The organism is Agromyces allii, assembly GCF_009749385.1.
GTDB classification, from domain to species: domain Bacteria; phylum Actinomycetota; class Actinomycetes; order Actinomycetales; family Microbacteriaceae; genus Agromyces; species Agromyces allii.
Genome location: NZ_WBIN01000001.1, coordinates 314408 through 337690, shown reverse-complemented (window position 1 = coordinate 337690; position 23283 = coordinate 314408). Strand labels below are relative to the sequence as shown.

The following is a 23283-nucleotide window of genomic DNA, read 5'->3' as shown; positions in this document are numbered from 1 at the left end:
GACGCATGGTGCGAGCGTAGCGCGTGGTGCATACTGTTCGAACTGGGTCACATGTCCCAGTTCGCTCGGTCGCCCGTCCGAGCATCGGCAGCGTCGTCGGAGAGGAGCCCGAGTGACCCGCATCCCCGCGCCCGAGCGTCGTGTCGCGCTCATCGAGGCGGCACTCCGCGTCGTCTCCCGCAACGGCATCGCGCAGGCCACCACGCGCGCGATCGTCGCCGAGGCCGGCATGAGCCTCGCGAGCTTCCACTACGCCTTCGACTCGCGCGACGAGCTGATCGACGAACTCATCTCGACGGTCATCGACCGCACGCGCGGCGCCGTGATGCCCGAGGTGCTCGTCGAGGGCACGCTCGTCGACGTGCTCGAGGCCGGCATCGTGCGCTACTTCGAGCACCTCAAGGCCGACCCCGAGCACGAGCAGGCGATGCTCGAACTCACCCAGTACGCGCTGCGGTCGCCCGAACGCCACCCGCTGGCCCGTGCGCAGTACGCGCGGTACGTCGAGCTCGCCGAGCAGTCGCTCGCGATCGCGGCCGAACGCTCGCACTCGACGTGGACCGTTCCCGTGACGCGTGTCGCCCGCACGCTCGTCGCGTTCACCGACGGGCTCACCGTCACCTGGCTCGTCGACCGCGACGACGCCGCAGCCCTGGCGGTCGCCCACGCGGCCGCCGACGCCCTCTCGAGAATGGCCGAACCCCGATGACGAGCCTCGACCTCACGCCGCCCGCGGCGCTCGACGAACCCACGCGGCGGGTGCCCGCCGGGTGGATCGCCTCGTTCGCGACCATCTGGTTCGCGATCTGGATGGCGCAGTTGACGCCCGTGCAGCTGCTCCTGCCCGCGCAGATCGACGCGACGCTGCACCCCGAGAACTGGGTCGACAGCGTCGTCGCGTTCGGCGTGATCTCGGGCATCGCGGCCATCGCGACGATCATCGCGTACCCGCTCACGGGCGCGGCCTCCGACCGCACGACCTCGCGCTTCGGCCGCCGCCGCCCGTGGATCGTCATCGGCGCCGTCCTGTTCGCGGCCTCCCTCGCGGCGCTCGGACTCCAGACGGACATCTGGGGCATCGGTGCGGCGTGGGTCGCGGCATCCGTCGGCTTCTGCATCATGACCGCGGCGCTCACCGCGACGATCTCCGACCAGGTCCCGGTCGGCCAGCGCGGCTTCGTGTCGGGGTGGATGTCGGCGCCGCAGGCGGTCGGCATCATCGTCGGCCTCCTGCTCGTGACCGAGCTCGTCACCGACCAGGCGCTCGGCTACGTCGTGCTCGGCGTCGTGCTGCTCGTGCTCGCCGTGCCGTTCCTCCTGCGCCACGACCAGCCGCTCGCCGCCGCCGAGCGCACCCGGGTCACGGCGAAGGGCGTCATCGCGAGCCTCTGGATCAGCCCCCGGAAGTACCCCGACTTCGGCTGGACCCTGCTCAGCCGCGTGCTCGTCTCGGTCGGCAACGCGCTCGGCACGAGCCTGCTGCTCTACTTCCTCATGTTCGGGCTCGGCGACGACAACGCAGAGGACGACCTGATCATCCTCACGCTCGTCTACATGGTCTTCGTGGTGGGCGCCTCGCTCTTCGGCGGGCGGCTCTCCGACCGGCTCGGGCGCCGCAAGGCGTTCGTGTTCGTCGCCTCCACCCTGCAGGCCGTCGCCGCGCTGCTGCTCGCGCTCGTGCCCGACCTCTCGGTCGCGATCGTCGCGGCCGGCATCCTCGGCCTCGGGTACGGCTGCTTCCTCTCGGTCGACCAGGCCCTCGCCACGCAGGTGCTGCCCGATGCCGCGTCGCGCGGCAAGGACCTCGGCATCATGAACATCGCGACGGCCGTCCCGCAGGCGATCGCGCCGCTGATCGGCGCCGCCGCGGTCGTGCTGACGGGCTCGTTCGTGCTGGTCTTCGTCTTGAGCGCGGTGTTCGCGTTCGCAGGTGCGATCGCGGTCTCGCGGGTTCGGAGTGTGCGCTGATGCTCGATCTGTCGAGGCCCGAGACGGGCCAGACCTCGAAGACGACGACGATCACGAAGGCGACGGATGCCGCGCCATGGGCGACTCCCTCGCGCTACTGGCCGGCGCTCACCGCCGCGACCGCCCACCTCGACACCCCGGTCGGCGTGCTGCACCTCGGGGCGCTGCGCCACAACGCGCACGACATGCTGCGTCGTGCGAACGGCATGCCGATCCGCGTCGCGTCGAAGTCGATCCGGGTTCGGAGCGTCATCGAGGCGCTGCTGCGCCTCCCCGGTTACCACGGCGTGCTCGCCTACACGCTCGCCGAGGCGATCTGGCTGGCCGACACGATCGACGACATCGTCGTCGGCTACCCGACCGCCGAGCGCGGCAGCATCCGCCGTCTCGCGACCGATCCGCAGCTCGCCGGCCGCATCACGCTCATGGTCGACTCGATCGCGCAGCTCGACCTCGTCGACGCGGTCATCGCGCCGAGCGAGCGCGAACCGATCCGCATCGCGCTCGAACTCGACGCCTCGTGGAACGCGCCGGTGCTGGGCCACCTCGGCGTGCGCCGCTCTCCCGTGCACGAGCCCGCCGATGCGGGTGCGCTCGCGGCCTACATCGCGACCCGTCCGGGGTTCCGGCTCGTCGGCATGATGGGGTACGAGGCGCAGATCGCAGGCGTCACGAACCGCCCGGCGGGCAAGCCCGTCGACGGCGTCGTCAACCGCTGGATGCAGTCGCGCTCGATGCCCGAACTCGTCGAACGCCGCACCCGGGCGGTCGCCGCGGTGCGCGAGCACGCCGACCTCGAGTTCGTGAACGGCGGCGGCACGGGTTCGCTCGAGGTCACCTCGGCCGACCCCTCGGTGACCGAGGTCGCGGCCGGATCCGGACTCTTCGGCGGTCACCTGTTCGACGGGTACGCGCACTTCACGCCCGCGCCGGCGGCCGCGTTCGCCTTCGACGTCGTCCGGCGTCCGAGCTCGCGCCACGCGACGATCCTGGGCGGCGGATGGATCGCCTCCGGCCCGCCCGCACCCGACCGCCTGCCGCGCATCGTCTGGCCCGAGGGCCTCGAGATGCTGCCGCGCGAGGCGGCCGGCGAGGTGCAGACCCCCGGCACCGGCCCCGCGGCCGCGCAGCTCCGGGCCGGCGACCGCGTGTGGTTCCGCCACACGAAGTCGGGCGAGCTCTCCGAGCACCTGAACGAGTTCCAGCTCGTCGACGACGACCGCATCGTCGACGCGCTTCCCACCTACCGCGGCGAGGGCAAGGTGTTCCTGTGACGGCGACCGGAGCCACCTGGCGCAACTGGGGCCGGACCGAATCGGTGCGGCCCGTGCGGGTCGAACGACCCGACTCGACCGGTGCGGTGCAGCGAGCCGTGACGGCGGCCGCGGCATCCGGACTCCGCATCAAGCCGGTCGGCGCCGGGCACAGCTTCACCGGCATCGCCGTGGCGCCCGGCGTGCAGCTCGACCTCGCGGACGTCTCGGGGGTCATCGCCGCCGACCCCGCGACCGGCCGGGTCACGCTCGGCGCCGGCACGCGGCTCTACGACCTGCCGCGACTGCTCGCACCGTACGGGCTGGCCCTCCAGAACATGGGCGACATCGACCAGCAGACCATCGCAGGGGCGACCTCGACCGGCACGCACGGCACGGGGCTCGGGTTCGGCGGACTCGCGACCCAGATCGTCGCCGCGAAGCTCGTGACGGGCACGGGCGAGCTCGTCGAGGTGAGCGAGACGAGCCGGCCCGAACTGCTGCCGGCGGTCCGCGTCGGACTCGGCGCGCTCGGCGTGCTCGTCGAGGTGACCCTCCAGCTCGTGCCCGCCTTCGTGCTGCACGCCGTCGAACGCGTCGAACCGCTCGACGCCGTGCTCGGCCGATGGACCGAGCGCGTCGCCGGCGCCGACCACTTCGAGTTCTACTGGTTCCCGCACACGGGCACCGCCATGACCAAGACGAACACGCGCCTGCCCGGCGACGCCCCGCGCGACCCGCTCGGCCGGGTCTCCCGCTGGGTCGACGACGAACTGCTCGCGAACGGCCTGTACCGGGGCATCTGCGCGCTCGGAAAGGTCGCGCCCTCGACGACGCCGTTCTTCGCGCGCCAGCTCGACCGCTTCACGGGCGACCGGGACTTCAGCGACTTCTCGCCCGCGGTCTTCACGACGAACCGCACGGTGCGGTTCCGCGAGATGGAGTACGCCGTGCCCCTCGAAGCCGTGCCCTCGGCGTTCGGCGCGGTGCGCTCGCTCATCGAGCGCAAGGGCCTCCGCGTGAGCTTCCCGCTCGAGGTGCGGGCGGCGGCGGCCGACGAGAACTGGCTCTCGACCGCCTATGGGCGCGACACAGGCTACATCGCCGTGCACCGCTACTTCCGGGAGGACCCGACCGAGTACTTCACCGAGGTCGAGGCGATCATGGACGACCACGGCGGGCGTCCGCACTGGGGCAAGATGCACACGCAGACGGATGCCACGCTTCGCGAGAAGTACCCCCGGTTCGACGACTTCGTCGCGGTCCGCGACGAGTTCGACCCCGAGGGCGTGTTCCGCAACCCGTACCTCGACCGGGTGCTCGGGGTCAGGGCGTCCGTCGACGCAGCGTGATCGAGCCGAGCACGATCGAGCCGACGATCCACGCGACGATCACGAGCACCTTCGACAGGATCCACTCGGCGCTCTCGGAGTCGGCGGCCACGGCTTGCAGCGCGTCGATCGCGAAGCTGAGCGGCAGCCACTCGCTGATCGTCTCGAGCACGGGCGGCAGCTGGTCGCGCGGGATGAAGATGCCGCAGAGCAGGATCTGCGGCAGCACGAGCAGCGGCATGAACTGCACGACCTGGAACTCGGTGCGTGCAAACGCGCTCGCGAGCAGGCCGAGCGCGGTGCCGAGCACGGCGTCGGCGACGGCGACCGCGAAGAGCAGCCAGATCGAGCCGGTGATGTCGAGACCGCACACCCAGACCGCGAACGACACGGCGATCGCCGTCTGCGCGACTGCGAGCAGGCCGAACGCGAGCGCGTAGCCGAGCAGGAAGTCGCCTCGGCCCATGGGCATCGAGAGCAGGCGCTCGAGCGTGCCGCTGCGGCGTTCGCGGAGCGTCGCGATGCTCGTCACGAGGAACATCACGATGAACGGGAAGAGGGCGATCATCGCCGGCCCGATCTGGTCGAAGACGTCGGTGTCGGTGAAGATCCAGGCGACGAGCCCGATCAGCAGGCTCGGCACGACGAGCAGCAGGCCGATGGTGCGCGGATCGTGGCGGATCTGCGAGAGCACTCGGCCGGTGGTCGCGAAGGTGCGTGCGAGGTTCATCGGGTCGCCTCCGGTCCGGATTCGGCGGAGGTCCCGGGCGATGTCCCGGGGGAGACCTCGCCGTCGGCCGCGTCGAGGTGCTCGGGCTCCTCGGGTTCGGCGGCATGTCGCGCGCGCCGCGGCCGGTCCGGCTCCCGTGACGGCAGGTCGGGCGCTCCGCGTTCGATGAGCCGCAGGAACGCCGTCTCGACGTCGTCGGTGCCGGTGAAGGCGAGCAGGCCCTCGACCGTGTCGTCGGCGAGCAGTTCGCCGTCGCGCATGAGCAGCAGCCGGTCGCAGCGCTTGGCCTCGTCCATGACGTGGCTCGAGACGAGCAGGGTGGCGCCGTCGTCGGCGAGGCTCCGGAAGAGCTCCCAGAGCTGTACGCGCAGCACCGGGTCGAGGCCGACGGTCGGCTCGTCGAGCACGAGCACCTCGGGTTCGCCGAGCAGGGCGGCCGCGAGCGAGACCCGTCCGCGCTGCCCGCCCGACAGCGAGCCGACGAGCCGGTCGACGACCGTGCCGAGGTCGGTGCGCTCGATGACGCGGTCGACGTCGGATGCCGGCGCGCCGAGCACCCGGCGGAAGTAGGCCAGGTTCTGGCGCACCGTGAGGTCGTCGTAGACGCTCGCCTGCTGCGTCACGTAGGCGACGCGCGTGCGCAGCGGCGCACTGCCCGCGGGCAGCCCGAGCACCTCGATCGACCCCGACGCCACGACCTGCACGCCCACGATGGAGCGCATGAGCGTCGTCTTGCCGCTGCCGCTCGGCCCCAGCAACCCCACGATCGCACCCGACGGCACGGCGAGCGAGAGCCCGTCGAGCACGGCGGTGCCGCCGCGCTTCACATGCAGGTCGTCGACGATGACGGCCGCACCTGTGGCGGCGTCCGCACTGTTCATCATGGGGGTGATTCTTCGCCTGCGCGGGGCGCGTGTCGAGCAGAACCGCCGAGACGGGCGCCGCGACATCCGAACGTCAACCGAGAGGGGACTCTCCGCTTGCTTCGAGTCTCATGGGAACCCCGGACGCGCTCTCAGCCGATCGATAGAATGATGGGCATCCGAGATCGTCGCAGCAGCGCTAGGAGTCCGTGCCATGGAATGGCTCATCCCCGTCATCATCGTCGTCGCGCTCGTGCTGGTCATCGGCATCTACCTGTGGGCCACGTACAACTCCCTCGTCACGCTCAACGTGCGCGTCGACGAGGCCTGGAGCGACATCACGGTGCAGCTCAAGCGCCGTGCCGACCTGATCCCGAACCTCATCGACTCGGTCAAGGGCTATGCGGCGCATGAGAAGGCCGTGTTCGAGAACGTGACGCGCGCGCGTGCCGAGACCCTGCAGGCGCAGGGCCCGGCCGATGCCTCCGCGGCCGAGAACCACATGCAGCAGGCGCTGAAGTCGATCTTCGCGGTCGCCGAGGCCTACCCGCAGCTGCAGGCGAGCCAGAACTTCCTCGCGCTCCAGTCCGAGCTGGTCGACACCGAAGACAAGATCCAGGCTTCGCGCCGGTTCTACAACGGCGGCGTCCGCGAGCTCAACACGAAGATCAAGGTCTTCCCGAACACGCTGTTCGTGCGCGGCCTCGGGTTCAACGAGCGCGACTTCTTCGAGGTCACCGAGCCGGCGGCCATCGCCGAGCCGCCGCGCGTGCAGTTTTGATGGGGGCCGTCAGGCGCCCATCAAGGTCGAGTAGCACCGCGCGCAGCGTGGAGCGTATCGAGACTCCCCGGGGCAGCTGATGTACCGAGCGATCGCCAAGAACAAGCGCAACACCTTCTTCATCATCCTGTTCTTCCTGGCCATCGTCGGCGGGCTCGGGTGGCTCGCCGCGGTCATCTACGGCGATCTCACGATCGTCGTCGTCACCGTGGTCATCGCGTCGGCGTACGCGGCGTTCCAGTACTTCACCGCCGACCGTCAGGCGCTCGCGATGTCGGGAGCGGTCGAGGTGCACAGCAAGGCCGACCACCCGCGCCTCTGGCGCACGGTCGAGAACCTCTCGATCGCCACGGGCACGCCGATGCCGCGCGTGTTCGTCGTCTCCGATCCGGCGCCGAACGCGTTCGCCACGGGTCGCGACCCCGAGCACGCGGTCGTCGCGGCCACCACGGGCCTCCTCGAGATCATGGACGACGCCGAGCTCGAGGGCGTCATGGCGCACGAACTGGGGCACGTGCGCAACTACGACATCCGCCTGTCGATGATCGTCTTCGGGCTCGTCGTCGCGGTCGGCTTCATCTCCGACATGTTCGTGCGCATGGCGTTCTTCGGCCGCAACAACAACAACGGCAACCCGATCATGATGGTCGTCGGCCTCGTCGCCATGCTCATCGCGCCGCTCGTGGCGAGCCTCGTGCAGCTCGCGGTGTCACGCCAGCGCGAGTACCTCGCCGATGCGACGGGTGCGATGACGACGCGGCATCCCGACGCACTCGCCAGCGCGCTCGAGAAGCTCGAGCAGTACGGCCGGCCCATGAAGCGCCAGAACTCGTCGATGGCCCACCTCTGGATCGCCGACCCGCTGAAGCCCGGCGCGCTCAGCCGGCTCTTCGCCACGCACCCGCCGATCGAGGAACGCGTCAAGCGCCTCGAGAACATGGGCGGCGCGTTCTAGCGGTTCCTGCGCGTCAGGCGGATGCCGCGAGCTCGGGTCGCAGCGCATGCGCGAGGTTGCCGCGGTCGGCCACGACGATCTCGTCGAGACCCTGCCAGGCGGCTGCGCGCTGCAATGCCGGGACGAGACGGGCCGCGGTGTCTGCAGGGGCCGTGGCCTCGCTCCACGCCGACTGCACGCGGAGCACGCGGTTCTTGCGGTCGTTCTTGAGGTCGACGCGGCCGACGACGTCGTCGTCGATGAGCACCGGCAGCGAGTAGTAGCCGAACACGCGCTGCGGCTCGGGCGTGTAGATCTCGATGCGGTAGTGGAAGTCGAACATGCGCTCGGCGCGCGGGCGGAACCACACCACGGGGTCGAACGGCGAGAGCACCGTCGCGGTCTCGATACGGCGCGGGCGTCGGGCGTCACGATGCACCCAGGTGGGTGCGGGGCGGCCGCCGACACTCCAACCGGGCACCTCGACGGGCACGAGCACGCCCTCGTCTTCGAGATCGCGGACGGCTCCCCGCACCTGCACGCGCTTCATGCGCCAGTAGTCGGCGAGGTCGGCCTCGGTGGCGATGCCGAGTGCGGATGCCGCGCGCTCGACGAGCACCCGGATGGCGTCGGCCTCGGCGGGCGGCGTTGCGAGCAGCTCGGGTGCGAGCGCCTGTTCGGGCAGGGCGTAGACGCGTTCGAAGCGCCGGCGTTCGATGCAGACGACCTCGCCGACGCGGAACATCCACTCGAGCGTGCGCTTGACCGCGGACCAGCCCCACCACGGGCCGCGGCGCTGGTTGGCGTCGTGCTCGATCTCGCTCGCGCGCATCGGGCCGTTGGCCGCGAGCTCGGCCTTGAGCCAGTCGGCGAGTTGACGGTTCTCGACGAGCCACCCGCCCCAGGCCTCGCCCCGCTGACGGTACTCGTCGCGGCGGAACTCGAACAGCGGCCAGAGCTCGCGCGGCACGAAGGCCGCCTCATGCGCCCAGTATTCGAGCGTACGGCCGCGCCTGCCGGTGGTGACCCGGTCGAGCGTCGCCTTGTCGTACGCGCCGAGGCGGCTGAACACGGGCAGGTAGTGGCTGCGCTCGAACACGTTGACCGAGTCGATCTGCAGGAGTCCGAGGCGGTCGAGCACACCGCCCACCTGACGAACGCCCGGCCCCGCGGGCGCTGGGCGCCCGAACCCCTGCGCGGCGAGCGCGATGCGGCGGGCGAGTGGGGGACTGACACGTTCGACCATGGTGTTGGAACTGTATCGATCACCGCCGACATCGTGCATGCCGTGCGGCGCATGCCCCCCGCCTAGACTGGAGCGATGGGCCAGGGTCGGGGCAGGTTCGTCGGCAGAAGACGCGCGGTCGATCGCGCGCCCGAGCGCCAGGGCAGCCTGCTCGCGCCGGCATCCGGGGCCGCGCCCGAGCCGAAGCCCGACGTCGACGCGTCGATCCCGTTCGGCATGCGCCTCGCGGCCGCCTGGTCGTGGCGACTGCTGCTGGTCGGCGGCGTCGTCGCCGTCGTGATCTTCCTGATCATCCAGTTGCGGCTCATCGTCATCCCGGTGCTCGTCGCCGTGATCATCGGCGCCCTCCTGGTGCCGTTCTCGAGCTTCCTGCAGCGTCATCGATGGCCCAAGTGGCTCGCCATCACGACGGCCATGCTGAGCGCCCTCGCCGTCGTCGGCGGACTGCTGACGCTCGGCATCTGGCAGATCGTGCGGGGGTCCGACGAGCTGGCGGCCCAGTCGGTCATCGCCTGGAACGACTTCCGGCAGTGGCTCGAAGAAGGCCCCTTCCACCTCACCGACGCGCAGCTGAACGACTTCGTGAAGCAGGCCGTCGAGACCGTGCAGTCCGGCAGCGGCGTTCTCGTCACGGGAGCGCTCTCGGTCGGCACGACGCTCGGCCACGTCCTGACGGGAATGCTGCTGGCGCTCTTCACCACGCTGTTCATCCTCATCGACGGCCGCGGCATCTGGGCGTGGGTCGTGCGCATCTTCCCGCGCCGCGCGCGGGCCGCGGTCGACGGCGCGGGCATCGCCGGCTGGACGACGCTGCAGAACTTCGTCAAGGTGCAGATCCTCGTGGCCACGATCGACGCCGTCGGCATCGGCCTCGGCGCGTTCCTCCTCGGCGTCCCGCTCGCGGTGCCGATCGGCATCCTCGTCTTCCTCGGGTCGTTCATCCCGATCGTGGGTGCCGTCGCCACCGGCGCGCTCGCGGTGTTCGTCGCCCTCGTCTACAACGGGCCGGTGATCGCGCTCATCATGCTCGGCGTCGTGCTGCTCGTGCAGCAGCTCGAGGGGCACGTGCTGCAGCCGCTCATCATGGGCACCGCGGTCAAGGTGCATCCGCTCGGCGTCGTGCTCGCCGTCGCGGCCGGCTCGTTCCTCGCGGGCATCGCCGGCGCGTTCTTCGCGGTGCCGCTCGCCGCCGTGCTGAACGTCATGATCAATTCCGTCGCGAGCGGTTCGTGGAAGCACGACGCCCCACCGGTGCTCGGCGACGTGTCCTCGCCGCTCTGGCGAACCGTCCCGCAACGACCCGGTTATCAACGAGGAGAATGAACGCGTGATCAGCACCATCCCGGGACCCGACCTCGCCGACTTCGCCCGTGCGCGCGAGGTCGTCTCGGCGGCCGTCCGCCGAACGCCCATGGAGTCCTCGCAGTTCCTCGCCGACCGGCTCGGCGTCCCGGTCTTCCTCAAGTGCGAGAACCTGCAGCGCACCGGGTCGTACAAGCTCCGCGGCGCCTTCAACCGCCTGAGTGCGCTGAGTCCTGAAGAGCGCGCCCGGGGGGTCGTCGCCGCCTCCGCCGGCAATCACGCGCAGGGGGTCGCCTTCGCCGCCCGCGAGCTCGGCATCAAGGCCACGATCTTCATGCCGGTCGGCGTCGCACTGCCGAAGCTCGACGCGACCCGCGCCTACGGTGCCGACGTGGTGCTCCACGGCGACTCGATCGGCGAGACGCTCGAGGCGGCGAACGCGTTCGCGGTCGACACCGGCGCCGTCGTGATCCCGCCGTTCGACCACGCCGACGTCATCGCCGGGCAGGGCACGCTCGGCCTCGAGGTGCTCGACGACGTTCCGGATGCCGCGACGATCGTCGTGCCCATCGGCGGCGGCGGTCTCGCGGCCGGCGTCGCCAGTGCGGTGAAGCAGCGTGCCGCCCTCGAGGGCCGCACGATCCGCGTGATCGGCGTGCAGGCCGAGAACGCCTCCCCGTTCGTGCCCTCGCTCGCGCAGGGCCACGCCGTGCAGGTGCCCGTCGTGCCGACGATCGCCGACGGCATCGCCGTCTACAAGCCCGGCGAGCTCACGCTCGAGATCATCCGCGAGACCGTCGACGAGGTCATCACGGTGAGCGACGACGACATCGCGCGTGCGCTGCTCGTGCTCCTCGAGCGCGCGAAGCTCGTCGTCGAACCCGCCGGCGGCGTCTCGGTCGCAGCACTCATGAGCGGGCGCATCCAGTCCGACGGGCCGGTCGTCGCCCTGCTCTCGGGCGGCAACATCGACCCGCTGCTCATGCAGCGCGTGATCGCGCACGGCCTCGCGGCATCCGACCGCTACCTCACGCTCGAGATCGGCCTGCCCGACCGCCCCGGGCAGCTCGCCCGCATCGCCGAACTGCTCGCCGAGGCGAACGCGAACGTGATCGAGGTGCTGCACACGCGGCACGGCAACGGCCTCCAGATCTCCGAAGTGGCGCTGCGCCTCTCGGTCGAGACCCGCGGCCCGGCGCATCGGGCATCGGTGGTCGACGTGCTGCGTCGCGCCGGGTACGAGCCCAAGATCGTCTCGGAGTAGCGCCCGGCAGAACGCGCTCGCGCGAGCCGCGCCGTGGAACGCGAAACGGCGCCGACCCTCGGGTCGGCGCCGTTTCGCGGTTCGCGGAGGGTGCGGCTACTGGCCGCCCCAGGTGTCGACGGCCGTGACCTCGACCGCGATCTCGCGGCCGTTGGGCGCGGTGTAGCTGGTCTTGTCGCCGACCTTCAGGCCGAGGATCGCGGCACCGAGCGGGCTCTGCTCGCTCCACACGTCGAGCTCGGAGTCGCCGGCGATCTCGCGGCTGCCGATGAGGAAGGTCTCCTCGTCGCCCGCGATGACCGCGGTGATGACCGTGCCGGACTCGACGATGCCCTTCGACGCGGGCGCCTCGCCGACCTCGGCCGACTTCAGCAGGCCCTTGAGCTGGCGGATGCGGGCCTCGATCTTGCCCTGCTCGTCTTTCGCGGCGTGGTAGCCGCCGTTCTCCTTCAGGTCGCCCTCTTCGCGCGCCGCTTCGATGCGCTTCGCGATCTCCTCGCGACCCGTGGTCGAGAGCTGCTCCAGCTCGGCGGCGAGCCGGTCGTACGCATCCTGCGTGAGCCAGGTGACGGTGGCGTCCTGCGCCATGGTGCCCTCCTGCGGGGACGCGTCGTTGGCGAACGCGTCCGAATAGACGTGACGCCCCGACGACTGTCGAGGCGAATGCCCCATGTTAGGTGAGCCAGCAGCTCGAAATCAAACCCGTCGCGGCGTCGCGCGCGGTGCGAACCGACTCCGTGAGACTGCGCAGATGGCGCTCGGACGCCGGGATCTCGACGATCTTCCAGCCGACGACGGTGAAGTCCTCGTCGAGCGCCTTGACGGCGCAGGCGGTGGTCTCGCCCGCCGGCACCGACAGGGTCCAGGTGACCTCGACGGAGCGCTCGTCGTTGTGCACGACGTGCGAGGTGTCGGTGGCCTGCACGACCGCCTGCTGCCCGTCGAGCCCGGCCCACACGACCCACGAGACGAGCACGATTGCGAAGGCGATGCCCGCGCCGATCATGATCCCGACGTCGCGGCGTCGACGCGTTCGGGTGCGCCCGTAGCGCGTGGCGAGCGGGTCGGTGTCGGGGGTGGTCACTCGGATTCCTCGCGGGTCGGATCGTCTAGGCTTGCCTTTCAAGCCTAACCCGCAGGGGTCAAGCCCGAATCCGCTGTGAGAGAGAGTCCGATGCGCTCCGTGCCCGCCAGTTCCCCCCGCCGGATTCGTCTGTGAGCGCGGCGACGGCACTGCTCGCCGCACAGGTCGCGCTCGCCCCGCTGGTGCGCGCGGCCGACGACAAGGAGTTCGACCCCAACGACGTCACGCCGGGCGTCTGGGGCTTCGTCATCACGTTCGCGATCATGGTCGCCGTGGTGCTGCTCGTGCTCGACATGACCCGCCGCATCCGCCGCACGAACTACCGCGCCGAGGTGCAGCAGGAGCTCGCGCGCGAGATGGCCGAGGCCGACGCGGCGAAGCTGGAGCAGATCGCGCAGGCGGAGGCCGCGGCATCCGGCACCCCGATCGTCGACGCCGAGCCGAACGACGCCGGCCCGAACGCAGCGGGCCCCGACGCGACCGGTCCCGACGCGGCATCCGGAGACCAGACCTCCCGCTGAGCGATGCTCGCGCCGACGGTGCCGGGCGCCGGGCTCAGCCCAGGTGGTACGCCGGGGCGATCGCGATGATGAGCGTCGCCGTCCAGTGGCACATGAAGGCCAGGACCGTGCAGGTGTGGAAGATCTCGTGGAACCCGAACACGCCCGGAACGGGGTTCGGCTTCTTCAGCGCGTAGACGACCGCGCCGCCCGAGTAGAGCAGGCCGCCGACGACGACGAGCACCATCATCGCCACGCTGACCGCGAGCAGGTCGCCGAGGTACATGACCGCGGCCCAGCCGAGCAGCAGGTAGATGGGCACGTACAGCCAGCGCGGCGCCGTGATCCAGAACACGCGGAAGCCGATGCCGAGCAGCGCGCCGCCCCACACGATCGCGAGCAGGGTCCAGCCCTTCTCGGGAGGAAGCGCGAGGATCGCGAGCGGCGTGTAGGTGCCGGCGATGAGCAGGAAGATGTTCGCGTGGTCGATGCGCTTCAGCACGAGCTTGGTGCGCGGCTTCCAGTTGAAGCGGTGGTACAGGGCCGAGTTGCCGAACAGCAGCATCGACGTGAGCGTGAACACGGCCGACGCCCACTTCGCGGGGGCGCCTTCGGCGAGCACGATGAGCACGATGCCGGCCGCGATCGTGAACGGGAACGTGCCCGCGTGGATCCACCCGCGCCACGTCGGCTTGACCTCTTCGGTCGGGTGCGCCATCGAGTCGTCGAGCAGCGGGATGTTGGGCAGATCGGGGCCGTGCAGATCGCGGTCGATCTCGGCATCCGCCGGGTCCTCCGAGGCGACGGGCTTGGACAGCTCGTGCACGAGATCGTCGGAGTCGCGGTGGTGCTCAGGGGTCATGCAGACAGCGTAGAGCCTTGCCGGTCACGACCGGCTGTGAGTGTCGGGGCCCCAGTCGCGGTAGCGTAGTCCCGTGCAATCCAGCGATCCGTCCCTCGGTCGCGGCATCCTCTACCGGCTGTATCAGCGCCGCCTGCGACGCGGACTCGAGCAGGAGTCGCTGCCTCGACATGTCGCGATGATCATCGACGGCAACCGCCGGTGGGCCAAGCAGCTCGGCTACGACACCGCCGCCCACGGCCACCGCGCCGGGGCCGCGAAGGTGCGCGAGTTCCTCGAGTGGTGCGACGACCTCGACATCCAGGTGGTGACGCTCTACCTGCTCTCGAGCGACAACCTCGGCAACCGCGCGAGCGACGAGCTCGCGGCGCTCATCGAGATCATCGCCGAACTGGCCGAGGAGCTCTCGCACTACCGCGACTGGCGCGTGCAGCACGTCGGGTCTGATGCAGGCCTGCCGGAGCCGCTCGTGGCCGCGCTCGACGCCGCCGAGCACCGCACCGCCGACAAGCGCGGCATGCACGTCAATCTCGCCGTCGGCTACGGCGGGCGCAAGGAGATCGTCGACGCCATGCGCTCGATCGTCGCCGCGCACCACGCCGAGGGCGGCAGCCTCGAAGACCTCGCCGACCGGCTCACGCCCGAGCTCATCGGCCTGCACCTCTACACCGGCGGGCAGCCCGACCCCGATCTCGTGATCCGGACGTCGGGCGAGCAGCGCCTCAGCGACTTCATGCTCTGGCAGGCCGCCCACAGCGAGTTCTACTTCGTCGAGGCGCTCGGCCCCGACCTCCGGCAGGTCGACTTCCTGCGGGCCATCCGCGACTACGCGAGACGGCACCGGCGCTTCGGCAGCTGAGATCCGCCGTACGCGGTTCGCCGCGGTCTGCCATGATATGGCTCGAAGAAGGGGGCATGAATGGGAATCGACGCATTCGTCGACGGGTTCCGAGAGGAACCCGGGTATCTCGATTTCGGCCGGTTCGGTCCGCTCTCGCGCGTCGCCGCCGAGGAGAGCAACGCCCTCACCCACGTGCTCGAGCGCGCCAGGCACGGCAGCTCGTCGATCTTCGTCGAACAGGATGCCAGGGTACGCGAGGCGGCCTCGGCGCTCACGGGGTTCCCGGCCGACCAGATCGTCTTCGAGCCCAACACCAGCACGGGCCTCATGCACGCGATGTTCGGGCTCACCGGTGGCGTGCTGCTCTCGGCGGAGGAGTTCCCGAGCGTGACGATCGCCGCCGTCCGTGCACAGGAGGCGCTGAACGTCGTGCAGCCGGTCTGGCTCGAGACCGACCACGGCAAGGTGACGCCCGGGCAGATCCGCGACCAGCTCGAGCACGGCGTGGGCGCCGTCGCCGTGAGCCTCGTCGACTCGCGCACGGGCTACCTCTGCGACATCGAGGGCATCCGCCAGGTCATCGGCGACCGGCTGCTCATCGTCGACGCGATCCAGGGCTTCGGCGTGGTCGACGCCCCGTGGCAGGCGGCCGACGTGGTCGTCACCGGCGGCCAGAAGTGGTGCCGTTCCGGATGGGGCACCGGCTTCCTCGCCCTGTCCGATCGTGCGATCGACCGCCTGACGCCCGTGTTCTCGGGCTTCGCCGCCACCGAGGAGACGGAGCCGTGGGGCTTCGTGCCGCCGCCCGCTCCGGGGGCGAAGGCGTTCCGGGTCTCCAACCCCGACCCGATCGCCCAGGCGCGCTTCGCGGCCGCCATGGAGGAGCTCGCCGAGGTCGGCGTCGAGAACGTCAACAGCGCGATCGCCGAGAACGTCAGCCGCATCATCGACCTCGCCGACGAGTTCGCGATCGCGGTCGTCTCCTCGCGCAACGAGCAGGAGCGCGCCGGCATCGTCGTGCTCGAACCGCCCGCCGACCAGCTCTCGGTGCTCACCGCGTCGCTGCACAACCACGGCGTCACGGCTTCGACGAGGCTCGGGCAGGTGCGACTCAGCGCCCACGCCGGAACGGATGCCGAGACGCTCGACATGCTGCGATCCGCGTTCGTGTCGTTCGGGTCGGCCGCGACCTACTGAGGCAGGGCGGGCCGGCGCCCGCCAGCGGTATCCGCTCGACCGGGCGTGCTCGATCGCGCGTCGCTGCCGCGCGGTCATCGCCCGCACGCGGCATCCGTTCGCGTCGAATTGTGAACAGTGCGTGACGTGCGGAGATTTCGCCGCGTGTCGCTCTCGGGGTTTCCGCGACGCGGACGTAGCGTCGCAGGCATCGGGCAAGGTGCCCGAACGAGTCGGCTCGTGAAGCGCTCGTGTAGGAGGATTCGCCGGCCGGCGCGAGAGCCGAGCGGAAACGCTCGGGGCAGGAGCGGTCGTGGCCTCACTCGAAACCTCCCAGTCCGACGCAACGTCCACCGGTCGCCAGCAGCGACCCGATGCCGCATCGCCCCACGGCGTCGCGCAGGACGAGCGCACCTACGTGTTGGACACCTCGGTTCTGCTGTCGGATCCGAAGGCGCTGTTCCGGTTCGCCGAGCATTCGGTCGTGCTGCCGGTGATCGTGATCACGGAGCTCGAGGCCAAGCGCAACGACCCCGAGATCGGCTACTTCGCGCGCCAGGCGCTGCGGATCCTCGACGAACTCCGCATCGAGCACGAGCGGCTCGACTTCCCGATCCCGGTCGGCGAGGGCGGATCGCTGCGTGTCGAGCTCAACCACTCCAGCATGTCCGTGCTGCCGAGCGGCCTGCAGCTGAACGACAACGACACGCGCATCCTCGCGTGCGCCGCGAACCTCGCGAACGACGGCGTCGCCGTGACCGTGGTCTCCAAGGACCTCCCGCTGCGCGTCAAGGCGGCCTCGATCGGCCTCGACGCGCAGGAGTACCGCGCCGAGCTCGCGCTCGACTCCGGCTGGACGGGCATGAGCGAGCTCACGCTCGGCTCCAACGACATGGCCAAGCTCTACGAGCACGAGCACCTCTCGGTCGCCGAGGTCGAGGGCGTGCCCGTGAACACCGGGCTCGTCATCCACTCGGATCGCGGGTCGGCGCTCGCCCGCGTCGTGGGGGAGCGCGAGGTGCGGCTCGTGCGCGGCGACCGCGACGTGTTCGGCCTGCACGGCCGCTCGGCCGAGCAGCGCCTCGCGATCGACCTGCTGCTCGACCCCGAGATCGGGATCCTCTCGCTCGGCGGACGAGCCGGCACCGGCAAGTCGGCGCTCGCGCTCTGCGCCGGACTCGAGGCCGTGCTCGAACGGCAGCAGCACAAGAAGATCATGGTGTTCCGCCCGCTCTACGCGGTCGGCGGGCAGGAGCTCGGGTACCTCCCCGGCGACCAGGGCGAGAAGATGAACCCCTGGGGGCAGGCGGTCTTCGACACGCTCGGCTCGGTGGTCTCCGACAACGTGCTCGACGAGGTCGTCGACCGCGGCATCCTCGAGGTGCTGCCGCTCACGCACATCCGCGGGCGCTCGCTGCACGACGCGTTCGTCATCGTCGACGAAGCCCAGTCGCTCGAACGCAACGTGCTGCTCACCGTGCTCTCGCGCATCGGGCAGAACTCCCGCGTCGTGCTCACCCACGATGTCGCGCAGCGCGACAACCTGCGCGTCGGTCGCCACGACGGCGTCGCCTCCGTCATCGAGACGCTGAAGGGGCACCCGCTGTTCGCGCACATCACGCTCACGCGATCGGAGCGCTCGGCCATCGCGGCGCTCGTCAGCGAGATGCTCGACGGCAACGAGCTCGCCTGATCGGTCGAATCGGCCGAATCCTCGATTCGAACGGCGGATGCCGGTGGCGGGCGACCTGCCACCGGCATCCGCCGTGAAGGTCGACCGTCAGCCGTAGATCTTCTCGGCGTACGACGGGCCGTAGTACTCCTCGAGGACGGCGAGGTCGTCGTCGGGGCGCTCGAGCGCCTTCGCGATGACCGCACGGGGCGGCGCAGCATCGGGGTGCCAGCTCTCGGGAACCCAGGCCTGCGAGCGCAGGAACGCCTTCGAGCAGTGCGAGAAGACCTCCTCGACGGCCACCTCGACGACGAGGCTCGGCACGTGACCGCGTACCCGCATGTGCTCGGCGTACGGGGCGTCGCGCAGGACGCGCGCCGTGCCGTTCACGCGCAGCGTGTCGCCGCGCCCCGGAATCACGAAGATGAGGCCGATGCGCGGGTTCTCGAGCAGGTTGTGGAACCCGTCGGCCCGCCGGTTGCCGGGGCGCTCGGGGATCGCGATCGTCTGCTCGTCGAGCACGATCGCGAATCCGGCCGGATCGCCCTTGGGCGAGACGTCCTGGTTGCCGGCGGCATCGGCCGTCGCCACGAAGCAGAGCGGCGAGGCCTCGAGCCACAGCCGGTCGATGTCGTGCAGGAACGGTCGGGACTTGTCGCGAACGGCCGGCAGCGGAGTGCCGACGAGCTCCTCGAGCTCGGCGACCGACGTGATGGGCGTGCCTCCGTGATCCATACCGCCAACCTACGCCCGGACCTCTGCGCACGTCGCGGGCTCCACCGTCGAACTCCGGTCAGAACCCGCAAGGTTCGAGCCTGCCTGCCCTCGGGAGCGGACGAGACGACGGATGCCTCGGGCCGACGTGCGGCCCGAGGCATCCGGTTCGATCGAATCGCCCGTGCGACTACTTCGCCTGGGGCGGGCGGGTCATCGAGAGCAGGTCGAGCGCGGTGTCGAGCTGCTCCTCGGTGAGGTCGCCGCGCTCGACGTAGCCGAGGTCGACGACGGCCTCGCGCACGGTGATGCCCTGCTTCACCGAGTGCTTGGCGATCTTCGCCGCGGCCTCGTAGCCGATGAGCTTGTTGAGCGGCGTGACGATCGACGGCGACATGCCCGCCAGGGCCGTGAGGCGCTCGAGGTTGGCCTCGAGGCCGTCGACGGTCTTGTCGGCGAGCACGCGCGACGCGTTCGAGAGCAGGCGGATCGACTCGAGCAGTGCGGTGCCCATCACGGGGATCTGCACGTTGAGCTCGAACGAGCCCGAGGCGCCGGCCCAGGCGACCGTGGCGTCGTTGCCGATGACGCGCGCGGCGACCATGAGCACCGCCTCGGGGATGACGGGGTTGACCTTGCCGGGCATGATCGACGAGCCGGGCTGCAGGTCGGGGATGTGCAGCTCGCCGAGACCCGTGTTGGGGCCGGAGCCCATCCAGCGGATGTCGTTGCAGATCTTCGTGAGGCTCACGGCGATCGTGCGCAGCGCGCCCGATGCGTCGACAAGGCCGTCGCGGTTGGCCTGCGCCTCGAAGTGGTCGGCCGCCTCGGTGATCGGCAACTCGGTCTCGCGCTGCAGGATCTCGATGACGAGCTGCGGGAAGCCGGCGGGGGTGTTGATGCCGGTGCCGACGGCGGTGCCGCCGAGCGGGACCTCGGCCACGCGGGGGAGGGCGGTGCGCACGCGCTCGATGCCAAGGCGGATCTGGCGGGCGTAGCCGCCGAACTCCTGGCCGAGCGTGACGGGCGTGGCGTCCATGAGGTGCGTGCGGCCCGACTTGACGACCTCGGCCCACGCCTCGGCCTTGGCCTCGAGGGCCACGGCGAGGTGGTCGAGCGCGGGGATCAGGTCGTCGATGAGCGCGGCGGTGACGGCGATGTGCACCGAGGTCGGGAACACGTCGTTCGAGGACTGCGACGCGTTGACGTGGTCGTTCGGGTGCACCTCGGCACCGAGCTTCTGCGTCGCGACGGTCGCGAGGACCTCGTTCATGTTCATGTTCGACGAGGTGCCCGAGCCGGTCTGGTACGTGTCGACCGGGAAGTGCTCGACGAACCCGTGGGTGCCGGCGATGACCTCGTCGGCGGCCGCGACGATCGCGTCGGCGATCGCGCCGTCGAGCACGCCGAGCTGGGCGTTGGCCTGAGCGGCGGCCTTCTTGATGCGCGCGAGCGCGGCGATCTGGGCCGGCTCGAGTCCCTTGCCCGAGATCGGGAAGTTCTCGACGGCGCGCTGGGTCTGCGCACGGTACAGGGCGGCCGCGGGAACCCGCACCTCGCCCATCGTGTCGTGTTCGATGCGGTAGTCGGCGGTGTTGTCGACCAAGGTGTTCCTTCCGGTTCGCGTGCCCGTGGAGCTCGTGCAGCGGGCGGGATGTGTGTGGCGGATGCCTCGGGCGGGCGTCTGGTCGGACTCGGCGGTTCTGACGGCTGTCAGATCTGCCCGACGACGACGTCGGTGTCGACCAGTCCCTCGGAGAGGCGGTAGTTCGCGCCCACGATGGCCAGCGTACCCGCTGCGATCGCGTCGCTGATCATCTCGGATTCCTCGAGCAGGCGCGAAACCGACGAGCGCAGGTGCTCACGGCCGACGAACCCCGCGTCGACCTTCGAGGAGTCGATGGGTGCCGCCGGGTCGCCGCCGGCGACGCGCCGCACCGAGGGGATGATGCTCGAGATGAGACTCGCGATGTGCGGCGGCAGCTGCTCGGCGTCGGCCGTCTGCGAGGTGATCGCGGCGCCCACCGCACCGCAGGCGTCGTGGCCGAGCACGATGATCAGCGGCACGTTCAGCACGCCCACGGCGTACTCGAGCGAGCCGACGACCGACGAGGAGATCACCTGGCCGGCGTTGCGCACGACGAAGGCGTCGCCGAGGCCGACGTCGAAGATGATCTCGGCCGAGAGCCGCGAGTCGCTGCAGCCGAAGATCGCGACGAGCGGGCGCTGGCCCTCGGCGAGCGAGGCGCGCCGCTCGACGTCTTGGTGCGGGTGCTGGGGCTTGCCCGAGACGAAGCGCACGTTGCCGCGACGCAGTTCGCGCCAGGTCTCGGCCGGTGAGGTGGGACGAGCGGGGGATTCGGTCACAGCGGCTCCTCGTGAAGATGGGGCGGTGCTCAGCGGATGGTGCGTGCGGAGGTGCGGGGTGCCGCGCGGCGGGCGCCGTCGGCGCAGCTCACTGCTGCGCCTGCACGGTGTCGGCGATCGCGGCGGCCAGGGTCGCGAACTCGGCGTCGGTCGCGGTGCCGACGAGCACGAACACCGTGCTGCCCGCCTCGGTGACGAGGCCGTAGCGTGCGTTGCCGAGGTCGTCGGTCGAATCGCGGTTGTCGTAGATGGTCCAGTCGACGCCGTCGATCTGCACGGTGCCCGTCGCGAGCGTGCGCGCGAGCAGCTCGGCCGACCACGTCGCGTTCGCGTCGAGGCCCTGGTACAGCCCGATGAACTCGTCGCTCGGGGTCAGGTAGCCGGTGTACCAGGCGGTGATGCCGTCGGTCTGGCTGCGGCGCAGCTCGGCGGCGTTCGCGCTCCAGCCGTCGGGCAGGTCGGGCACGGCGAGCGGCCCGTCGCTGCCCGCCTGGGCCTGCGCGGCGATGGCCGGGACGTCGATGTCGGGGTGCAGGGGCTGATCGCCGCGCGGCACCGCGAGCACGATGACCACGACGACCGCGACGCACGCCACGAGCGCGTACACGAGGTTGCTGACCGTCTTGCGCTCGCGGTACTCGCGGGAGTTCTTCGCCTTGCGGGCGGCCGTCTCCTGCGGGGTCTCAGGGCGGCCGAGCTCGGCGACGATCGGCCCCTGGCCGGGTTCGGCCATCAGAGCGCTCCCTCGTCGGATGCCGCGGCGCGGCCGTTCGCGCCCGTCGCCGCCGCAGTGCGTGCCGCGTCGAGCCTGGCCTTCGCGCCGACCAGCCACTCTTCGCAGCGCGCGGCCAGCGCCTCGCCGCGCTCCCAGAGGGCGAGCGAGTGCTCGAGGGTCGCGGACCCCTGCTCGAGTTCGGAGACGACCTGCACGAGTTCGTCGCGCGCCTGCTCGTAGCTCAGCTCGGAGACATCCGTGGTGGGGGGCATGGGCGCCATTCTATTCGGCGCCGCTGACAGGTTCGTCGGCCGCCGTCACGCGCCGGGCGGCGGTGGAGGTCGTGGGCTCGAGCGCGTCGTCGAGCGCGTCGTCGGGTGCGTGCGGCGTCGCCCCCGCGTCGAGCGCGCCGAGCGAGTCGGCCGCGATCGTGCCGTCGGCGAGCGTGACCGTGAGCCGGGTCGCGGCGGGCGCGCCGGCCGGGCCCCTGACCACGTGCCCGTCGGGCCCCTGCACGATCGCGTAGCCGCGGTCGAGCGTCGCCTGCGGCGAGAGCGCGCGCAGGTGCCCGCGGAGTTCGCCGATGCGCGAGGACTGCCGCTCGATGTGGCGGTCGACGAGCTCGGAGCCGCGGGCGACCCAGCGGGTGAGCTCCTCGGCCCGGCGGTCGACGATCCAGGTGCCGTCGGCGAGCACGGGCCGCATGCGCAGGTGCCCGATGCGGTCGATCTCGCGCGTGAGGATCGACGAGAGGCGCATGCCGAGGCGCGCGCGCACCTGGTCGACGCGGGCCAGTTCTTCGCCGACGTCGGGGATCACGCGCTTCGCGGCATCGGTCGGGGTCGAGGCCCTGAGATCGGCGACCTCGTCGAGCAGCGGCCGGTCGGCCTCGTGCCCGATGGCCGAGACGATCGGGGTGGTCGCCGCCGCGGCCGCGCGCACCACTCGCTCGTCGCTGAAGCCCAGCAGGTTCTGGAAGTCGCCGCCGCCGCGAGCGATGATGATGACCTCGACCTCGGGGTCGGCGTCGAGCTTCTGGATCGCCGCGACCACCTCGGTCGGCGTGCGGTCGCCCTGCACGGTCGCGTAGGCGGTGCGGAACTCGACCGCGGGCCAGCGCAGGCGGGCGTTGCGCAGCACGTCCTTCTCGGCGTCGCTGTCGCGCCCGGTGATGAGGCCCACGACTCCGGGCAGGAACGGCAGGGGTCGCTTGCGGGACGCCGCGAACAGGCCCTCGGCGGCGAGGGTGGCGCGCAGGCGCTCGAGGCGCTCGAGCAGGTCGCCGAGGCCGACGTGCTTCATGTCGTACACCTGGAACGAGAGCGAGCCGCCCTTGACCCACCACGTCGGCTTCACGAGCAGCACCGCGTGGTCGCCCTGCTTGAACTGCTCGGTGAGCTTCGCGCGCACCGACGACCACATCGTGAACGAGATCGTGGCGTCGGCCTCGAGATCTTTCAGCTTGCCGTAGACGTTGCCGCCCGAACCGCCCCACTGCGTGATCTCGCCCTCGACCCAGACCATGCCGAGTCGTTCGATCCAGTCCTTCAGCTTGTTCGAGAGCGTCGAGACCGGCCACGGGGCGTCGCGGGTCGCCGTGGCATCCGTCATCGTGTTCTCCTCAGGTTCGGTCGGCGTGGCTCGGGTTCGTGCGATCGACGGGGCCGTGGTCGGCGGGTG

Annotated in this window: 24 protein-coding genes; 12 read left to right on the top strand and 12 right to left on the bottom strand. The window is 70.8% G+C overall.

Features of this window, described 5'->3' with window-relative positions; translation table 11 throughout:
• Positions 1-112: 112 nt before the first annotated feature.
• Genes GQR16_RS01510 through GQR16_RS01495 form a run of 4 tightly spaced genes read left to right on the top strand, consistent with a single transcriptional unit; the run spans position 113 to position 4573 of the window.
• Positions 113-709: a TetR/AcrR family transcriptional regulator gene (locus GQR16_RS01510; protein WP_170298389.1), complete on the top strand. Its 597-nt coding sequence runs from the start codon at positions 113-115 to the stop codon at positions 707-709.
• Positions 706-1968, top strand: a complete 1263-nt coding sequence (locus GQR16_RS01505; RefSeq protein WP_157413373.1) for an MFS transporter — start codon at positions 706-708, stop codon at positions 1966-1968. Before GQR16_RS01510 ends, GQR16_RS01505 begins: the two co-directional genes overlap by 4 nt.
• Positions 1968-3242 carry an amino acid deaminase/aldolase gene (locus GQR16_RS01500; protein WP_157413372.1) on the top strand — a complete coding sequence of 425 codons (1275 nt, stop codon included), beginning with the start codon at positions 1968-1970 and terminating at the stop codon, positions 3240-3242. Before GQR16_RS01505 ends, GQR16_RS01500 begins: the two co-directional genes overlap by 1 nt.
• Positions 3239-4573, top strand: a complete 1335-nt coding sequence (locus GQR16_RS01495; protein ID WP_157413371.1) for a D-arabinono-1,4-lactone oxidase — start codon at positions 3239-3241, stop codon at positions 4571-4573. Before GQR16_RS01500 ends, GQR16_RS01495 begins: the two co-directional genes overlap by 4 nt.
• On the opposite strand, the gene GQR16_RS01490 is transcribed toward GQR16_RS01495, so the two are convergent.
• Together GQR16_RS01490 and GQR16_RS01485 are read right to left on the bottom strand one after the other, a co-directional pair.
• Positions 4548-5282, bottom strand: a complete 735-nt coding sequence (locus GQR16_RS01490; protein ID WP_157413370.1) for an ABC transporter permease — start codon at positions 5280-5282, stop codon at positions 4548-4550. The two genes, GQR16_RS01495 and GQR16_RS01490, sit on opposite strands and share 26 nt — an antisense overlap.
• Positions 5279-6166 (bottom strand): ABC transporter ATP-binding protein, encoded by an 888-nt coding sequence (locus GQR16_RS01485; RefSeq protein ID WP_157413369.1) that lies wholly within the window; start codon positions 6164-6166, stop codon positions 5279-5281. Before GQR16_RS01485 ends, GQR16_RS01490 begins: the two co-directional genes overlap by 4 nt.
• A gap of 193 nt (positions 6167-6359) precedes the next feature.
• On the opposite strand from GQR16_RS01485, the gene GQR16_RS01480 reads away from it, so the two are divergent.
• Together GQR16_RS01480 and GQR16_RS01475 are read left to right on the top strand one after the other, a co-directional pair.
• A complete protein-coding gene (locus tag GQR16_RS01480; protein WP_157413368.1) occupies positions 6360-6926 on the top strand; it encodes a LemA family protein in 567 nt (188 codons plus the stop codon).
• 79 nt (positions 6927-7005) lie between these two features.
• Entirely contained in the window at positions 7006-7881 is an 876-nt protein-coding gene (locus GQR16_RS01475) for a M48 family metalloprotease (RefSeq protein ID WP_157413367.1), read from the top strand.
• 13 nt (positions 7882-7894) lie between these two features.
• On the opposite strand, the gene GQR16_RS01470 is transcribed toward GQR16_RS01475, so the two are convergent.
• The gene (locus tag GQR16_RS01470) at positions 7895-9106 is read right to left on the bottom strand and encodes a winged helix-turn-helix domain-containing protein (RefSeq protein ID WP_157413366.1); all 1212 of its coding nucleotides are present in this window, start codon (positions 9104-9106) and stop codon (positions 7895-7897) included.
• A gap of 75 nt (positions 9107-9181) precedes the next feature.
• Here GQR16_RS01470 and GQR16_RS01465 point away from each other — a divergent pair, with 75 nt between their 5' ends.
• Positions 9182-10429 carry an AI-2E family transporter gene (locus GQR16_RS01465; protein WP_157413365.1) on the top strand — a complete coding sequence of 416 codons (1248 nt, stop codon included), beginning with the start codon at positions 9182-9184 and terminating at the stop codon, positions 10427-10429.
• A gap of 4 nt (positions 10430-10433) precedes the next feature.
• The gene (gene ilvA / locus GQR16_RS01460) at positions 10434-11672 is read left to right on the top strand and encodes a threonine ammonia-lyase (protein WP_246200390.1); all 1239 of its coding nucleotides are present in this window, start codon (positions 10434-10436) and stop codon (positions 11670-11672) included.
• A 96-nt stretch (positions 11673-11768) separates the two neighbouring features.
• Here the strand turns inward: ilvA and greA are convergent, their stop codons facing one another.
• Both greA and GQR16_RS01450 read right to left on the bottom strand, forming a co-directional pair.
• Positions 11769-12260, bottom strand: a complete 492-nt coding sequence (greA, locus tag GQR16_RS01455) for a transcription elongation factor GreA (protein WP_157413364.1) — start codon at positions 12258-12260, stop codon at positions 11769-11771.
• 85 nt (positions 12261-12345) lie between these two features.
• Positions 12346-12756, bottom strand: a complete 411-nt coding sequence (locus GQR16_RS01450; RefSeq protein WP_157413363.1) for a DUF4307 domain-containing protein — start codon at positions 12754-12756, stop codon at positions 12346-12348.
• A gap of 131 nt (positions 12757-12887) precedes the next feature.
• Between GQR16_RS01450 and GQR16_RS01445 the strand changes: the two genes are divergently transcribed.
• Positions 12888-13277: a heme exporter protein CcmD gene (locus GQR16_RS01445; protein ID WP_157413362.1), complete on the top strand. Its 390-nt coding sequence runs from the start codon at positions 12888-12890 to the stop codon at positions 13275-13277.
• A gap of 34 nt (positions 13278-13311) precedes the next feature.
• On the opposite strand, the gene trhA is transcribed toward GQR16_RS01445, so the two are convergent.
• Complete coding sequence (gene trhA, locus GQR16_RS01440) at positions 13312-13974, bottom strand: PAQR family membrane homeostasis protein TrhA (protein WP_246200429.1); 663 nt, start codon at positions 13972-13974, stop codon at positions 13312-13314.
• 217 nt (positions 13975-14191) lie between these two features.
• Here trhA and GQR16_RS01435 point away from each other — a divergent pair, with 217 nt between their 5' ends.
• The 3 genes from GQR16_RS01435 to phoH2 all read left to right on the top strand — a co-directional run bounded on the left by GQR16_RS01435 (position 14192) and on the right by phoH2 (position 17828).
• Positions 14192-14977, top strand: coding sequence for an isoprenyl transferase (locus GQR16_RS01435; protein WP_157413360.1), 786 nt, complete (start codon positions 14192-14194; stop codon positions 14975-14977).
• Between the two features lie 60 nt (positions 14978-15037).
• The gene (locus GQR16_RS01430; RefSeq protein ID WP_157413359.1) at positions 15038-16156 is read left to right on the top strand and encodes an aminotransferase class V-fold PLP-dependent enzyme; all 1119 of its coding nucleotides are present in this window, start codon (positions 15038-15040) and stop codon (positions 16154-16156) included.
• Between the two features lie 292 nt (positions 16157-16448).
• Positions 16449-17828 (top strand): RNA 5'-3' helicase PhoH2, encoded by a 1380-nt coding sequence (gene phoH2 / locus GQR16_RS01425; RefSeq protein WP_157413358.1) that lies wholly within the window; start codon positions 16449-16451, stop codon positions 17826-17828.
• Positions 17829-17915: 87 nt separating this feature from the next.
• Here the strand turns inward: phoH2 and GQR16_RS01420 are convergent, their stop codons facing one another.
• The 6 genes from GQR16_RS01420 to xseA all read right to left on the bottom strand — a co-directional run bounded on the left by GQR16_RS01420 (position 17916) and on the right by xseA (position 23214).
• Positions 17916-18542, bottom strand: coding sequence for an MSMEG_1061 family FMN-dependent PPOX-type flavoprotein (locus GQR16_RS01420; protein WP_157413357.1), 627 nt, complete (start codon positions 18540-18542; stop codon positions 17916-17918).
• A 169-nt stretch (positions 18543-18711) separates the two neighbouring features.
• On the bottom strand, positions 18712-20127 hold the full coding sequence (locus GQR16_RS01415) for a class II fumarate hydratase (RefSeq protein WP_157413356.1): 1416 nt from the start codon (positions 20125-20127) through the stop codon (positions 18712-18714).
• 107 nt (positions 20128-20234) lie between these two features.
• A complete protein-coding gene (locus GQR16_RS01410) occupies positions 20235-20888 on the bottom strand; it encodes a carbonic anhydrase (protein ID WP_157413355.1) in 654 nt (217 codons plus the stop codon).
• Positions 20889-20976: 88 nt separating this feature from the next.
• Positions 20977-21621 (bottom strand): DUF4245 domain-containing protein, encoded by a 645-nt coding sequence (locus GQR16_RS01405; protein ID WP_157413354.1) that lies wholly within the window; start codon positions 21619-21621, stop codon positions 20977-20979.
• A complete protein-coding gene (locus GQR16_RS01400; protein WP_157413353.1) occupies positions 21621-21875 on the bottom strand; it encodes an exodeoxyribonuclease VII small subunit in 255 nt (84 codons plus the stop codon). Before GQR16_RS01400 ends, GQR16_RS01405 begins: the two co-directional genes overlap by 1 nt.
• Positions 21876-21885: 10 nt before the next feature.
• Positions 21886-23214, bottom strand: a complete 1329-nt coding sequence (gene xseA / locus GQR16_RS01395; protein ID WP_157413352.1) for an exodeoxyribonuclease VII large subunit — start codon at positions 23212-23214, stop codon at positions 21886-21888.
• Positions 23215-23283 lie beyond the last annotated feature (69 nt).